Below are 15035 nucleotides of genomic sequence, written 5' to 3' on the forward strand. Positions count from 1 at the left end.
GAAGCTTTACCATGCCAAAACGTACCGACATCAAAAGCATTTTGATTCTTGGCGCCGGTCCTATTGTAATAGGACAGGCCTGCGAATTCGATTATTCAGGCGCTCAGGCTTGCAAAGCACTACGCGAAGAAGGCTATAGAGTTATTTTGGTTAACTCCAACCCAGCCACCATAATGACCGATCCCGATATGGCCGATGCGACCTACATTGAACCCATTCAATGGGAAGTGGTGCGAAATATTATCATCAAAGAACGTCCTGACGCTATTTTACCCACGATGGGCGGACAGACGGCCCTTAATTGCGCGCTGGACTTGAATAAACACGGCGTACTAGACGAATTTAATATTGAGCTTATTGGCGCAAATGCCGACGCTATAGACAAAGCAGAAGATCGCGAACGCTTTGACAAGGCCATGAAGTCCATCAACCTTGAATGCCCGCGTGCGGAAATTGCACATAGCTTAGAGCAAGCCCAAGATGTGGTAACGCGCATCGGCTTTCCATGCATTATTCGCCCCTCTTTTACCATGGGCGGCAGCGGCGGCGGTATTGCCTATAACATGGACGAATTTAACGAAATTTGCACCCGGGGCTTAGATTTATCTCCCACCTCAGAGCTGCTGATTGACGAGTCGCTTATTGGCTGGAAAGAATATGAAATGGAAGTGGTGCGCGATAGCGCAGACAACTGCATTATTATTTGCACTATTGAGAACTTCGACCCGATGGGCGTGCACACCGGTGACTCTATTACGGTTGCACCCGCGCAAACCTTAACCGACAAAGAATTTCAAATAATGCGCAACGCCGCTATTGCGGTGCTGCGTGAAATTGGTGTGGAAACCGGAGGTTCGAACGTGCAGTTTGGTATCGATCCTAAAACAGGCCGTATGGTCATCATAGAGATGAACCCAAGAGTGTCGCGTTCATCTGCGCTGGCCTCAAAAGCGACTGGTTTCCCGATTGCTAAAATTGCCGCTAAACTTGCCGTTGGCTTCACCCTTGACGAACTAGAAAACGATATAACGGGCGGTAAAACACCTGCCTCATTCGAGCCTGCAATAGACTATGTTGTAACCAAGATCCCGCGCTTTAATTTTGAAAAGTTTGCCGGTGCAAACGATCGCCTAACCACCCAAATGAAGTCGGTGGGTGAGGTGATGGCCATTGGCCGCAATCAGCAAGAGTCCTTGCAAAAAGCGCTGCGAGGCTTAGAAGTAGGCGCCACAGGCTTAAGCCCTATTGTGGATTTAAACGACCCCGAAGCTAGAACTAAAATAGTATATGAACTACGCGAGCCAGGCGCTGAGCGTATTTGGTATATTGGCGATGCGTTTAGAATGGGCATGTCGGTTGAAGAAGTGTTTTTATTAACTAATGTAGACCCTTGGTATTTAGTACAAATTGAAGATATTGTTACACAAGAAGCGATTATAAAAGAGCGTGGCCTAGCCGGTATGGATGAAGAGTTGATGCGCGGCCTTAAGCGCAAAGGCTTTGCTGATGCGCGTATTGCTGAACTAACTGGTATAGTCGAAGATGAAGTGCGTGCCAAACGCGTAGAAATGGGGGTGTTACCTGTTTATAAGCGTGTTGACACCTGCGCTGCAGAGTTTTCCACTTCTACCGCTTATTTGTATTCTACTTATGATGAAGAGTGCGAGGCACTGCCGTCTTCAAAACCCAAAATAATGATTCTAGGCGGTGGCCCTAACCGGATAGGTCAAGGTATTGAGTTTGACTACTGCTGTGTACACGCTGCGCTTGCACTGCGTGAAGACGGCTACGAGACCATAATGGTGAATTGTAACCCAGAAACAGTGTCAACCGATTACGATATCTCAGACAGGCTTTATTTTGAGCCTGTCACCCTTGAAGACGTATTGGAAATCTGCAGAGTTGAGAAGCCTGATGGTGTGATTGTGCAATATGGCGGTCAGACTCCTTTGAAGCTTGCGCGTGCTTTGAAAAAGAATGGGGTTAATATTATCGGTACCTCCCCCGATGCTATAGACAGAGCAGAAGATCGCGAACGGTTTCAGCAAATGGTAACCAAGTTAGGCTTGAAACAGCCGGCTAATGCGACCGTGAGTAATATGGAACAGGCGATTGAACATGCTCAAATAATTGGCTTTCCATTAGTTGTTCGGCCCTCTTATGTATTAGGCGGCCGCGCCATGGAAATTGTGTATGACCTAAAAGATTTGAAACGTTATTTAACCGAAGCAGTAAAGGTTTCTAACGACTCTCCTGTGTTGCTAGACAGATTCTTAGACGACGCCATTGAAGTTGATATAGACGCAATTTGCGACGGCACTGACGTTGTGATTGGCGGCATAATGGAGCATATTGAACAAGCGGGCGTGCACTCAGGCGATTCAGCCTGCAGTTTACCTCCTTATTCTTTATCCAAAGAAATTCAAGATGTTATGCGTACGCAAGTTGCGCAAATGGCGCTAGAGTTAGGCGTAGTGGGCTTAATGAACACACAGTTTGCTGTTAAAGACAACGAAGTATACTTAATAGAAGTTAACCCGCGCGCCGCTCGCACGGTGCCTTTTGTGTCAAAGGCAACAGGCGTACCCTTAGCTAAAATAGCCGCGCGCGTAATGGCCGGTAAGTCACTCGCCAGCCAAGGCATTACCAAAGAAACAATACCCCCATTTTTCTCGGTAAAAGAAGTGGTGTTGCCGTTTGCTAAGTTTCAGGGCGTTGATCCATTATTAGGTCCAGAAATGCGTTCTACAGGTGAGGTAATGGGAATAGGGGTGAATTTTGAAGAAGCTTACGCTAAAGCAGGACTAGGCGCGAGTTCTCCGTTACCTAAAAAGGGCAAAGTACTGGTGTCTGTGCGTAATAATGATAAACACAGGGTGCTCAATCTAGCCAAGGTTATTATTGAAAATGGCTTTAGTTTAGAAGCGACTAGCGGCACTGCGAAATTTATTAATGACGGTGGCTATGAGTGCTCGGTGGTCAATAAGTTATTAGAGGGGCGCCCTAATATTGTTGATTCTATTAAAAACGGTGCTTACACCTACATTGTAAATACCACTGAAGGTCGTCAAGCTATTACCGACTCGGTGTATATTCGAAGTGAAGCGCTGTTAAATAAAGTGGCCTATACCACCACCTTAAATGCAGCATTTGCAACGATGCAGTCAAAAACCGCTGATGCGTATAAAAATGTGAATTCTTTGCAAGAGTTACACAAACAAATCGACGCCTAAAAGCCTACCCACAATAGCCCGATTGTTTTATACTATTATGCTATTAATTATATAAATTGAACGCGTTTAGCGTTCTTTTTTATTTCACGGTTGAATCTATAGCGTCTAATATGTGATGAGCTAGTGGTTATTGCGCCCTAGCACATATTTTGCATCGCGGTTTATCACTATATTGGCAAATCAACACATCATGATAAGAGAATAATAATGGCAACTACTTACCCAATGACACTGCAAGGCGCGCAAAAGTTGCGTGAGGAATTAAATGTACTAAAGTCTAAAACTAGACCTACGATTATTAAGTCTATTGCTGAAGCCAGAGAACACGGCGATTTAAAAGAAAATGCTGAGTATCATGCTGCACGAGATCAGCAAAGCTTTTGTGAAGGACGTATTCAAGACATTGAAGGTAAGCTGGCGGGTGCACAAATAATTGACGTGACCAAAATCGTCAATAATGGCAAAGTCATATTTGGCTCTACCGTAAAATTACTTAATGTTGGCACCGACGAAGAAATTCAATACCATATTGTGGGTGATGACGAAGCCGACTTAAAGAACAGCCGGATTTCGGTGAATTCGCCTATTGCGCGCGGGTTAATTGGTAAAGAAGTTGACGATGTTTCTGCTATTAAAACGCCCTCTGGTGTGGTTGAGTATGAAATTATCCAAGTGGATTATATTTAGCGTTCTGATGAGAAGGAGCGCTATTTAATTGTTTATATTATACTGAAAAAAGATTTAGCTCCTGTGAAAAACTGATAGATTGAAATGTGTAAATTAGGCTTCACTTCTCAGCCAATTCAATACTAAAATCGGCGCATTAATTCTAATTAAGCGGAGTTCTTTGTGACCGCTGATAAATAGCGGCACCAAATCCGAACAGTGCAAGTATCCAAATAGGCCCGTTCCCGAAGCTTCGGTAGGGTGTGTCTCCTATGACTAAGCTAATGGTGTCGTTAAGCACCGCAGCTTCAAACTGCGGCAATCGGCTTTGGATATGGCCGGTGTGATCAACAATGGCAGTAACACCGTTGTTGGTGGCACGCAAAACAGGCAAGCCAAACTCCTTTGCGCGCACTTGTGCTATTTGCATATGTTGATGTGGACCGTGAGAGTTGCCAAACCAAGCGTCGTTGCTAACCGTTATAATGGCGTTAGATTTGCTGGTTAAATTGGCTGCTATTTGTGAAGGAAAAGCAATTTCAAAGCATATAGCCGGCGCAAAATAGGTGCTTCCCGCCACCAAATTAGGCTGCACGTAATCACCACGGCTAAAAGAAGACATAGGTAAGTCAAAAATAGGTGCTAAAGGCCTAAGTAAATTCTCAAAAGGCACAAACTCCCCTATGGGTAATAAATGATGTTTAGCAAAGCGCTTACTGTGGTTTGGCGCATACGCCTCGGTGTTAGTGCCACTATCTATCCCAAGTGCTACAAGCGAATTGTAGGCAATATTGGTGCGTAAATCGTAGTTAATAAGTCCCGTTATCAGGCCTGTATTTGTTTTAGTTGCTTGATTGTCTAAGGACTTTAAAAATGTCTGCACCAGTGGTTCTATTCGTGACACCGCGGCCTCAGGCCATATAATAATATCTGAGTTCCAATACGGCGATGTCATTTCCAGATATTTGTCCATAGCCAACAGGTCTTTTTCTGGCTCAAAGCGCATCGATTGCGCAATGTTTCCTTGTACCAGCGCCACGGTTTTGATTATCCCTGTTGGCGTACTGAACTGCACGCTGGTCAGGATGTAAGCGCTGACAGTAAACACAAGGACAGGAATAAGCGCATGCAGCCACTGTTTTTGTGCAATGCCAACTGCGGCGGCGGCGCTAACCAATACGATTAGCGCGCTTAAGCCTATTTCACCCACCAAGGGATAATACGCACTAAATAGGCTATTGCTTTGCGAATAACCTATTGACAGCCACGGAAAACCGGTTAACACCCAAGCGCGCAGCCATTCCATTAAAAGCCATGCAAACGGTAAACAAAGAGGCCATAGGGCAGGCTTAAAAAAACGAGACACTGCATAAAACAGCAGTGCAGGAAACAAAGCTAAATACCCGCAAAGCATCACCATTAGGCCAACTGATGCCATAAGCGGCAAGCCACCAAATTCATATATGCTGACGTGTATCCATGAAATACCTGCACCGAAATAGCCGAAGCCAAAGCACCAGGCACTTTTAAAAGGGCTTTGCGTTTTATAGGCAAGAAGATAAATGCAAATGGGTAGAACAGCAAAAACAATCAGCCATAGATTAAATGGCGCGAACGCAAAGGTAAGGCTAGCGCCTAAACAAAAAAGAAGAACGTTCACCAAGAGTGTAGACAGCCTAACTCTCCAATTCGGGTAAATACACCTTAAGTTGCAATAGGCGTCGTTTATCAGAGTTAGTGACTTCGAACTGTACGTTATCTACATTTACTTTTTCGCCTGTTTCGGGCATGTGGCCGAAGGCGCGCAGCACTACGCCACCAATAGTATCTGATTCATCGGAATTAAAAGATGATTCAAAAAACTTATTAAAATCGTCAACGGGGGTGAGGGCTTTTACAGAATAGGTTGACTTATTAAGCGGGCGGATATTGCCACTATCCGTAATTTCATCATCAAACTCATCTTCAATTTCACCCACAATGAGTTCAAGTATGTCTTCAATGGTAACCAAGCCCGAAACACCACCGTACTCGTCTACCACTATTGCCATATGGTAGCGCTGCTGCCTAAATTCTTTTAGTAACACGTCAACCCGTTTGCTTTCAGGCACAATAACTGCTTCTCTAATAACGTTTCTAAGCACAAAGTTCTTTTCGTCATTAAACGCATAGGGCAGAAGATCTTTCGCTAGCAGTATACCTTCAATGTGATCTTTGTCTTCACTAATAACCGGAAATCGTGAGTGAGCAGACTCTAATACTAAGGGTAAAAACTGATCAACCGTTTGTTCAATATCAATGGTAATCATTTGTGCCCGCGGGATCATAATTTCGCGGACTTTAATCTCGCTGACACCCATAACACCTTCGATCATTTCTTTTGTTTGAGGGTCAATGACATCTCTGAACTCGGCATTAGAAATTAAGTTTGATAACTCTTCTTTATTTTGCGGCTCCCCTTTAAAGTTGGTCATAAATTTACCTAACCAGCTTTTGTTAGAAGAACCGTTGGGTGAAGGGGGGTTGTCATCGCTCATTATTTAATTCGCATCTTATATAGTAAAGTTAAAAGTGTGTGAAGTTGGTATAGGCGACGGTTATGTTAAATGCGCAGGCCAACTGAATTCACGTTGATATCGTTATGGCTATGTTTAACTAATTTGATATGGGTCGTCAATACCTAATTTAGCTAATATTGTTATTTCGAGGCTTTCCATTTCATGTGCATCAGCATCTTGTATGTGGTCAAGGCCCATTAAATGAAGCATACCGTGTATGCACATATGCGCCCAGTGATGTTCAAGGGTTTTTTGCTGCTCAAGGGCTTCATTTGCCACTATTTGAGCACATATAACCAAGTCGCCTAAAAAAGCGCTGGGAACAAAGTCAGGTAAGTCACTCTCAAAAGACAGCACATTAGTGGGCTCATCTTTACCTCTGTATTGGGCGTTTAAAGACTGGGATTCTTCAATTGATACTATGCGAATGCTAAGTTCAGGGAGCAAGTCATTACTTTTTTGTTGCTCAAGGGCTAACGAATCATTTGCTAATGAATAGGCCAGCTTCAACCATTGGCTAATGGTGTCTTGTGTAGGCAGGCTCTTTGAAACAGTGTCAGCCAAATCGTCGGCAAACTGAACATCAATTAATAAATTATCACTCATGTCACTCTACGTCCTTGTAGGTGCTACTGACGGAATTATCTATTTGCCGTTTGATGACGTGTTATCCCTGTTAAATTGGTCTTGCTTTTCTTGTCTTTTCTTAGCTTGAAGGGCGTCTTGAACTGACTCGTAGTTTTCGTAGGCTTGCACAATTCTTGCCACCACAGGATGACGTACAACGTCGGTCGCGGTGAAGAAATTGAAACTAATGTCGTCAACATCGGCAAGTACATCAATCGCTTGGCGAAGACCCGAGCGAGTGCCGCGGGGTAAATCAACTTGCGTAATATCACCCGTAATGACCGCTTTTGAATTAAAGCCAATGCGGGTTAAGAACATTTTCATTTGTTCTACTGTGGTGTTTTGTGATTCATCAAGAATAATAAAAGCATCGTTTAAGGTGCGCCCTCGCATATATGCTAATGGAGCTACTTCAATCACATTACGTTCAATTAGCTTTTCAACTTTCTCAAAACCCAGCATCTCAAATAGTGCATCGTATAGCGGCCGTAAGTAAGGGTCGACTTTTTGGGATAGATCACCCGGCAAGAAACCTAGCTTTTCACCGGCTTCAACCGCGGGTCGTGTTAGCAATATGCGTCTAATCTCTTGTCTTTCTAAGGCGTCTACCGCACAGGCTACTGCCAGATACGTTTTGCCTGTACCTGCAGGGCCTACGCCAAAGGTAATATCATGGGTAAGCACGTTGTTTACATATTTAGATTGATTTGGGTTGCGAGGTTTAACAATGCCGCGCTTTGTTTTTATACTTATTTCTTTAGCGTGAGTATCTGCCTCAGCGTGCTCTAGGCATTTTGCTTCTTGAATCGCTAAATGAACTTGTTTAGGTTCTAAAACAGGTACACTACCACGCACTGGCTGCGTTTCTATATATAGTAGCTTCAGTAATTCACTTGCGCCGTTAGCCTGCTGAGGTTCACCGTGCACACTAAACTCGTTATTACGGTAGATAATCTCTACCCCTAAACGACGCTCTATTTGCTTTAGATTTTCATCGAACGGGCCACAAAGGCTAGATAAACGTTTAGTGTCTTGTGGATCTAGTATCACTTTATTGCTGACTATTTTACTCAAGTAGTTTCCCTATCTTCGTTTTTTCAAAGTGTGTGTTGGCACATTATAAAATCGCTATTTTCGCTTACGCAGGCATTATTTGAATAACGCCAAGCTGGTTAGGCGTAGGCTTTTTGGCCAAAATGCTTTGTGGAGATACGGCAACGCGCAGGCCCATATCGGCTTCACGACGGATCACGTCGCCGCGCAGTGAGTTGCTATAAACCGATGTAACAGTAACATCAACGAACTCACCAATCATGTCGGGCGTACCTACAAAGTTAACTACGCGATTGTTCTCAGTTCGACCGGTTAGCTCCTTGGGATCTTTCTTCGAAGGTCCTTCAACTAGCAATCGCTGCTGGGTATCTAGCATATTGCGCGCAATTTGCTGGGCGTTTTGATTGATACGCTGCTGGAGTATTTGTAATCTTTTCTTTTTCTCGCTTTCGGGCACGTCGTCTACCGCATCTGCTGCGGGTGTGCCGGGTCTGGCGCTGTAAATAAAGCTAAAGCTCATGTCGTAACCCACAAAATTAATAAGGTCCATGGTGGCTTCAAAGTCTTCATTCGTTTCACCCGGAAAGCCTATAATAAAGTCAGAAGACATAGCCAAATTTGGGCGTACTTTCTTTAATTTGCGAATAATCGACTTATATTCAATAGCGGTGTGGCCGCGTTTCATCAGGTTCAAAATACGGTCGCAGCCCGACTGTACGGGTAAGTGTAAGTGGTCAACTAATTCAGGAATATGCGCGTAAGCTTGAATAATATCGTCTGTAAATTCAACGGGGTGAGAGGTGGTGTAGCGAATTCTGTCGATGCCATCTATGCTGGCAACGAGCTCTAGCAGTTCAGCAAAACGACACACCTCGCCGTCAAAATGATCACCTCTAAAGGCGTTCACGTTTTGGCCTAATAAATTGACCTCACGCACGCCTTGGGCTGCTAATTGCGCAATTTCGAGCAAAACGTCGTCCACAGGCCGGCTAACTTCTTCGCCGCGTGTATAGGGTACCACACAAAAACTGCAGTATTTTGAGCAACCTTCCATAATAGACACGAACGCGGTAGGTCCGTCGGCGCGCGGCTCTGGCAAACGGTCAAACTTTTCAATTTCGGGAAAGCTAACGTCGACCACTGAGCGTTCGCCGCCTTTTATTTGGCCAATCATTTCGGGCAAGCGATGCAGTGTTTGCGGCCCAAAAACGATATCGACAAATGGCGCGCGTTTACGAATTTCGTCGCCTTCTTGCGACGCCACACATCCGCCAACGCCAATGACCAGCTCTGGTTTGTCTTTCTTGAGATTTTTCCAGCGACCCAACTGATGAAACACCTTCTCTTGTGCTTTTTCACGAATAGAACAAGTGTTGAGTAAAATAAGGTCGGCGTCAGCGGCTTCTTCCGCCATTGTATAACCGTGAGTTACGTCTAAAAGGTGCGCCATTTTTTCCGAGTCGTACTCGTTCATTTGGCAACCCCAGGTTTTTATAAATAATTTTTTGCTCATTTCACTTCATCAAATTTTGGTTAGTGGGTAGATGTGCCGATAACGTAGCACCTAAATTATTCTGCCACATTATTACTATACGCAGTGGCGTCAATAAAGACTTTAATAATACTCGATAGTATTTTTTACCACCGTTCAAATTGGCCGATATGTTACCTGTAATTTAGGCACAAGGCTAGTGCTAAAGGGTATAGGAAAGGTCGTGTGAATTAATTCTTTCACTAAATGTAAGGTGTTGTTTACTATATCTATTTTATCAATGAGACAATATTTACCTATAGAAGTAGATAAACTTCATAATCGCGCTGTGGATTATGAAGTTTTATCAGCGGTAAGTAGTAACTTACTCGTCCCTTATTTGAGTAATTCAATATCCGTAGGTGTTCACTATCCGTTCTAAACCCCTTCTTTACAATAGAAGTTATATTACAATTGTACGAAGATTCAATTACTGGCAGTGCTATGGCATACTCTGTACATGAAGCGAGTATGTGAATGTAGAAGTGACAATTTATGCTTGAAACAAAGTTTGACTGCTGCGTAGTTGGCGGAGGAATGGTGGGGGCTGCGTTGGCCTTAGGACTTGCAAAGCAATTTCATAAGGTTGCTTTAATAGAAAAGAAGCCCTTAGCGGGATTTGATAAAGCACAGGCCCCTGATATCCGTGTATCTGCCCTTAATATGCACTCTATCAACTTGCTTAAGTCCTTAGGCGCCTGGCAGCATGTGCAAAAAATGCGTTATCGGGCTTACGATACCCTGAGCGTATGGGATGGTGAAAGTAGCCGCAAGCACTTGTTCGATAAAAGTCAAACAACGCAGTTTAAAGCTTCTGAGATTGATCGCGAGTTGCTTGGCTATTTTGTTGAAAATAGACTGCTTCAGCTTGCCCTATACGACGAGATAAAAGCCAACTGGACGAATGAAATAACCTGCATTCATGAGCAAACCATTAGTAGTATTGATGTTGAGCAGGGTAGTCTTATCCTTAGCAGCGGCCAGCTTATTGAGGCGCGTATTTTGCTTGGTGCTGATGGCGCAAACTCGCAAATTCGTCAATCTGCTGGTATTCCCACAAGCGGTTGGCAGTATGCACAAAAAGCTAACGCTGTGCTGATTAAAACCAAAGAAAAAGTGCCAGATGAAACATGGCAAGCATTTTATGCCACGGGTCCGCGTGCTCTTTTACCGATGCATGACCATTATGCCTGCCTAATTTGGTATCACAACGCTACAAAAAGTAAATGGATCCAGAAGGCGTCTAAAGAGGATTTGAAAGCCGCTGTCATTAATGATTTTCCTGATGTGTTGGGTGAGTTTGAGATTGTAAAAGTAGCTGGGTTTCCCATTACGCGAATGCATGCCCATCGTTACGGGCAAGGCAAGGCTATTATTGTTGGCGACGCCGCACACACTATCAACCCTTTAGCTGGGCAAGGCGTTAATTTAGGCTTTAAAGATGTAGACGCTCTTTTAAGCATTATTCAGCACGAGGGCTTAGATAAGCCGAAAAGACTAATTGCGCTATACGAAAACAAGCGCCGCGTACCTAATTTGCTGATGATGTCGCTAATGGACGTGATTTATCATGGTTTTTCAAACACTTTCATGCCCATGCAAATTGCGCGCGAGATTGGTCTTAAAGTGGCTGATAAAGCGGGTCCACTTAAAAAAATGGCGCTAAAGTATGCGATGGGCTTGGTCTAACAGTAAAGTAATGTGTGTAGACAATGACCTGTTTGTCTATGCTTTGTGTATCTACTCTATATTGGTCATTTTTGAAACTATATTAAAGAGGAGTTTATGTCAGTTTTTGCTATTTTAGGGGTCTTATTACTAACCTTAGTCATCTTGATCCCACTGTTGGAAAAGTTTGGCAAACCTATGAGTGATGAACATACAGCAAAGATCTCTCGTTGGATATTCCCGCTTTTACTCGTGGCGATACTGGCCGGTCTGTTGACGACATTTTTATAGCGCGCTCAATAGCAGCCCACTAAACGAAAATATTGCCAACAAAGCCTATGAACGCATTTATTTGCTATGTCTTCGACTGCCAAATTTCCTTCTCTTCTAGTTCTCCCTGAATCAAGCAGTCATCTTGTGCAAAGGTAATTTTCTTATTCAGCTTGCGTTTCTCACGATAGTCATTGGTTACCGCCACAATAGTGGGCGTTAAGATAAATATGGCAATAATGTTAACTAAGGTCATCATACCTAAGGCCATATCTGCCATTGCCCACACCATGGGCAAAGAGGCGACCGAACCCCATAAAATCATGAGTAAGTAGCCGGTAGTATAAAAGCCTCGGCCAAACTTATTATCGAGCTTAAACATGTGCAGGTTACTTTCGCCGTAGGCATAGTTAGCCACCACCGAGGTGAACGCGAATAGGCAGATAGCGGCTGCTACAAAGTCGCCTCCTACGCCGCCTAAGTGCGCTTCCATTGCGGTTTGCGTGAGCCTTATTCCTTCCATTTCACCAATACCTGTTTGTGTGCCAAGTAAAATAATGAAGGCGGTGCAGGTACACAGCACCATGGTGTCAATAAACACGCCAAGCATTTGAACGTAGCCCTGTGAAGCAGGGTGGTTAGGCTCGGGTGATGCAGCTGCGGCGGCATGAGGAACACTGCCTGATCCGGCTTCGTTTGAATAAAGGCCACGCTGAATACCGTTTTTAATGGCAGCTGCTAATGCGCCTGCCCCAGCCTCTTGAAGGCCAAAGGCGCTGGTAATAATGTCGTATAATACGCCCGGCAGTAATTGAATATTAATAATTGTTATTACTAAGGCAACGGTAACGTAGGTAAGGCCCATAAACGGTACCACGTACTCGGCAAAGCGTGCAATGGCTCTAAGTCCGCCTACCACTATTAAAGCGGCTAACACCACAATACCCAAGCCAGAATGAATAGTATCTAGCTCATAGGTATTGTTAAGTGCATCGGCAATGGTGTTTGCCTGCACGGCGCTAAATACGAAGCCGTAGCCAAAGAATAAACACAGCGCAAACAACCATGCAAAGGCTTTATTTTGAATGCCTTGCTGAATATAATAGGCTGGACCACCGCGGAATTGCCCTCTGGAATCTTTAATTTTATAAACTTGTCCAAGCACACTTTCCGCATAGCCTGTGGCCATTCCCAGCAGAGCAATGACCCACATCCAAAAAATAGCACCCGCACCGCCTAATGATATTGCTACCGCTACGCCCGCTAAGTTACCTGTGCCAACGCGCGCTGACAAGCTTGTACACAGCGCCTGAAAAGAACTGATACCGGCGTCGTCCGATTTTGTGCTTTTGCGCATAAGCGAAAACATATGCTTGAAATCAAGTATTTGAATAAACTTTAAACGCCAGCTAAACCAGCTGCCTGCGATCACTAATAGAAATATTAGAATGCCGTAGGTGGTCTGGTCGCCCCAGAGCCAATAATTGGCGATGCCTACTACATAGGTAGCGGCGTTTTGAACAGGAGTTAGAATATCTTGAAGTAGCCAGGTGATAATGTCATTCATAGGGGAAAAGGTTAATTACTGTTTCTACAACTTGTGTGTATTGTGCAAGATTTTTAGTCGTTTAACCACGTCAAATCAAAAAACAATAAAAAAAAGTGCTTATGAGAAACATGATATCGATAATGAAGGCATATGCTGAGCTTTAAAGGCATAAATAAAAAGCGCCGACTGCTAAATATCGACGCTTTATATATGGCTGGGGTAGCAGGACTCGAACCTACGAATGACGGGATCAAAACCCGTTGCCTTACCAACTTGGCTATACCCCAAAAAAGCTAGCCTTGGAGGCTATCTTTATTGGAAAAAAATGGCTGGGGTAGCAGGACTCGAACCTACGAATGACGGGATCAAAACCCGTTGCCTTACCAACTTGGCTATACCCCAGCAATGGTGCGGAAGGAGAGACTTGAACTCTCACGCCGTGAAGCACTGGAACCTAAATCCAGCGTGTCTACCAATTCCACCACTCCCGCACGGAGTTACTCAGGCAAAGTAAAATGGTGGCTACGGCGGGACTCGAACCTGCGACCCCATCATTATGAGTGATGTGCTCTAACCAGCTGAGCTACGTAGCCTGTATTCACTGTGCTTCTAAGTGGCGCGTATTATGCTTAGTTGAACACAAAGCGTCAACCGTTTTTTGTCAAAAATATATCAAAAAAGGACGGTTGACTATAATCTAAGCAGCAACGTCCCTATTTACAACTTTTACGCAACTCTTCGGCTAAATATAAAGTAGATAACAGTTATACATTAAAACGAAAATGAATTACGTCACCGTCTTTTACGACATACTCTTTACCTTCTAAACGCCATTTACCAGCTTCCTTCGCGCCAGACTCCCCTCTGTTTCCAACATAGTCGTTAAAGGCAACAATTTCTGCACGAATAAAGCCTTTTTCAAAGTCAGTATGTATTTTACCCGCCGCTTGAGGCGCTGTAGAGCCCTCGGGAAAAGTCCACGCGCGGACTTCTTTAACCCCAGCTGTAAAATAGGTTTGTAGATTGAGCAAATCATAGCCTGCACGAATAACTCGGTTTAAACCAGGCTCTGTTAAGCCGAGCTCATCCATAAATTCTTGTTTTTCTTCTTCGTCAAGCTCAGCAATGTCTGATTCTACAGCGGCGCAAATACTCACTACTACCGCATTTTCGTTTTTGGCAATCGCTGTTACTTGGTCAAGATAAGGATTGTTTTCAAAGCCTTCTTCATTCACGTTGGCAATATACATGGTTGGCTTAAGGGTCAAAAAGTTCATGTAAGATATTGCTGCACGTTCTTCTTTGCTTAATTCAAGCGCTCTTAATAAGCCGCCATCGTTTAGGTGCGGCGTTATTTTCTCAAGTACTTTTAGCTCAAATTTAGCCTCGCTGTCACCACTTTTGGCGCGCTTACCTACTCGTAAAATAGCTTTTTCAGTGGTTTCTAAATCGGCAAGGCCCAACTCGGTATTAATAACGTCAATATCTTCTTGTGGATTCACTTTTCCGGCAACATGAACAATGTTGTCGTCATCAAAGCATCGTACTACATGACCTATAGCATCGGTTTCGCGTATGTTGGCTAAAAACTTATTGCCTAAACCTTCTCCTTTAGATGCACCTGCGACTAAACCGGCTATATCCACAAACTCCATAGTGGTAGGAATAACACGCTTGGGATTAACAATTTCTGCAAGCTGATCTAAGCGTGTATCGGGCACCGGCACTACGCCTGTGTTTGGCTCTATTGTGCAAAAGGGAAAGTTTGCTGCTTCTATTCCTGCTTTTGTTAATGCATTAAATAGGGTCGATTTACCGACGTTTGGCAAACCTACTATGCCACATTTGAAACCCATAATTACCTCTGTTTATTGTGTGTG

At 44.0% G+C, this 15035-nt stretch carries 11 protein-coding genes and 4 tRNA genes; 4 read left to right on the plus strand and 11 right to left on the minus strand.

The annotated features are described in order from the left end of the window. Positions 1–11: 11 nt before the first annotated feature. Positions 12–3233, plus strand: coding sequence for a carbamoyl-phosphate synthase large subunit (carB, locus tag GPUN_RS02800; protein WP_006003216.1), 3222 nt, complete (start codon positions 12–14; stop codon positions 3231–3233). A gap of 207 nt (positions 3234–3440) precedes the next feature. After that, positions 3441–3920 carry a transcription elongation factor GreA gene (greA, locus tag GPUN_RS02805; protein WP_006003217.1) on the plus strand — a complete coding sequence of 160 codons (480 nt, stop codon included), beginning with the start codon at positions 3441–3443 and terminating at the stop codon, positions 3918–3920. Between the two features lie 142 nt (positions 3921–4062). On the opposite strand, the gene lnt is transcribed toward greA, so the two are convergent. The 5 genes from lnt to miaB form a co-directional block, all read right to left on the minus strand. Continuing rightward, entirely contained in the window at positions 4063–5562 is a 1500-nt protein-coding gene (lnt, locus tag GPUN_RS02810; RefSeq protein ID WP_006003218.1) for an apolipoprotein N-acyltransferase, read from the minus strand. 13 nt (positions 5563–5575) lie between these two features. Beyond that, complete coding sequence (gene corC, locus GPUN_RS02815) at positions 5576–6436, minus strand: CNNM family magnesium/cobalt transport protein CorC (RefSeq protein WP_006003219.1); 861 nt, start codon at positions 6434–6436, stop codon at positions 5576–5578. 114 nt (positions 6437–6550) lie between these two features. After that, the gene (gene ybeY / locus GPUN_RS02820; RefSeq protein WP_006003220.1) at positions 6551–7063 is read right to left on the minus strand and encodes an rRNA maturation RNase YbeY; all 513 of its coding nucleotides are present in this window, start codon (positions 7061–7063) and stop codon (positions 6551–6553) included. A 39-nt stretch (positions 7064–7102) separates the two neighbouring features. After that, positions 7103–8158: a PhoH family protein gene (locus tag GPUN_RS02825; RefSeq protein ID WP_006003221.1), complete on the minus strand. Its 1056-nt coding sequence runs from the start codon at positions 8156–8158 to the stop codon at positions 7103–7105. 64 nt (positions 8159–8222) lie between these two features. Further along, positions 8223–9650 (minus strand): tRNA (N6-isopentenyl adenosine(37)-C2)-methylthiotransferase MiaB, encoded by a 1428-nt coding sequence (miaB, locus tag GPUN_RS02830; RefSeq protein ID WP_006003222.1) that lies wholly within the window; start codon positions 9648–9650, stop codon positions 8223–8225. Between the two features lie 513 nt (positions 9651–10163). Here miaB and GPUN_RS02835 point away from each other — a divergent pair. Together GPUN_RS02835 and GPUN_RS14320 are read left to right on the plus strand one after the other, a co-directional pair. After that, entirely contained in the window at positions 10164–11357 is a 1194-nt protein-coding gene (locus GPUN_RS02835) for an FAD-dependent oxidoreductase (protein WP_006003223.1), read from the plus strand. Between the two features lie 96 nt (positions 11358–11453). Further along, positions 11454–11627: a hypothetical protein gene (locus GPUN_RS14320; protein WP_006003225.1), complete on the plus strand. Its 174-nt coding sequence runs from the start codon at positions 11454–11456 to the stop codon at positions 11625–11627. A 64-nt stretch (positions 11628–11691) separates the two neighbouring features. On the opposite strand, the gene GPUN_RS02840 is transcribed toward GPUN_RS14320, so the two are convergent. The 6 genes from GPUN_RS02840 to ychF form a co-directional block, all read right to left on the minus strand. Beyond that, complete coding sequence (locus tag GPUN_RS02840) at positions 11692–13173, minus strand: alanine/glycine:cation symporter family protein (protein WP_006003227.1); 1482 nt, start codon at positions 13171–13173, stop codon at positions 11692–11694. 193 nt (positions 13174–13366) lie between these two features. Continuing rightward, positions 13367–13442, minus strand: a tRNA-Gln gene (locus GPUN_RS02845). Positions 13443–13481: 39 nt separating this feature from the next. Continuing rightward, positions 13482–13557 (minus strand) — tRNA-Gln (locus GPUN_RS02850). A gap of 4 nt (positions 13558–13561) precedes the next feature. Further along, a tRNA-Leu gene (locus GPUN_RS02855) sits at positions 13562–13646 on the minus strand. Positions 13647–13671: 25 nt separating this feature from the next. Next, positions 13672–13748: transfer RNA gene (locus GPUN_RS02860), tRNA-Met, on the minus strand. 171 nt (positions 13749–13919) lie between these two features. Continuing rightward, on the minus strand, positions 13920–15011 hold the full coding sequence (ychF, locus tag GPUN_RS02865) for a redox-regulated ATPase YchF (RefSeq protein ID WP_006003231.1): 1092 nt from the start codon (positions 15009–15011) through the stop codon (positions 13920–13922). Positions 15012–15035: the final 24 nt, after the last annotated feature.

The organism is Glaciecola punicea ACAM 611 (assembly GCF_000252165.1).
In the GTDB taxonomy this organism is placed as follows: domain Bacteria; phylum Pseudomonadota; class Gammaproteobacteria; order Enterobacterales; family Alteromonadaceae; genus Glaciecola; species Glaciecola punicea.

Coding starts and splice junctions, on each gene's coding strand:
- ychF (WP_006003231.1), bottom strand. CDS start 15,011: ATGGGTTTCAAATGTGGCATAGTAGGTTTGCCAAACGTCGGTAAATCG.
- GPUN_RS02840 (WP_006003227.1), bottom strand. CDS start 13,173: ATGAATGACATTATCACCTGGCTACTTCAAGATATTCTAACTCCTGTT.
- GPUN_RS02835 (WP_006003223.1), top strand. CDS start 10,164: ATGCTTGAAACAAAGTTTGACTGCTGCGTAGTTGGCGGAGGAATGGTG.
- corC (WP_006003219.1), bottom strand. CDS start 6,436: ATGAGCGATGACAACCCCCCTTCACCCAACGGTTCTTCTAACAAAAGC.
- ybeY (WP_006003220.1), bottom strand. CDS start 7,063: ATGAGTGATAATTTATTAATTGATGTTCAGTTTGCCGACGATTTGGCT.
- greA (WP_006003217.1), top strand. CDS start 3,441: ATGGCAACTACTTACCCAATGACACTGCAAGGCGCGCAAAAGTTGCGT.
- carB (WP_006003216.1), top strand. CDS start 12: ATGCCAAAACGTACCGACATCAAAAGCATTTTGATTCTTGGCGCCGGT.
- GPUN_RS14320 (WP_006003225.1), top strand. CDS start 11,454: ATGTCAGTTTTTGCTATTTTAGGGGTCTTATTACTAACCTTAGTCATC.
- miaB (WP_006003222.1), bottom strand. CDS start 9,650: ATGAGCAAAAAATTATTTATAAAAACCTGGGGTTGCCAAATGAACGAG.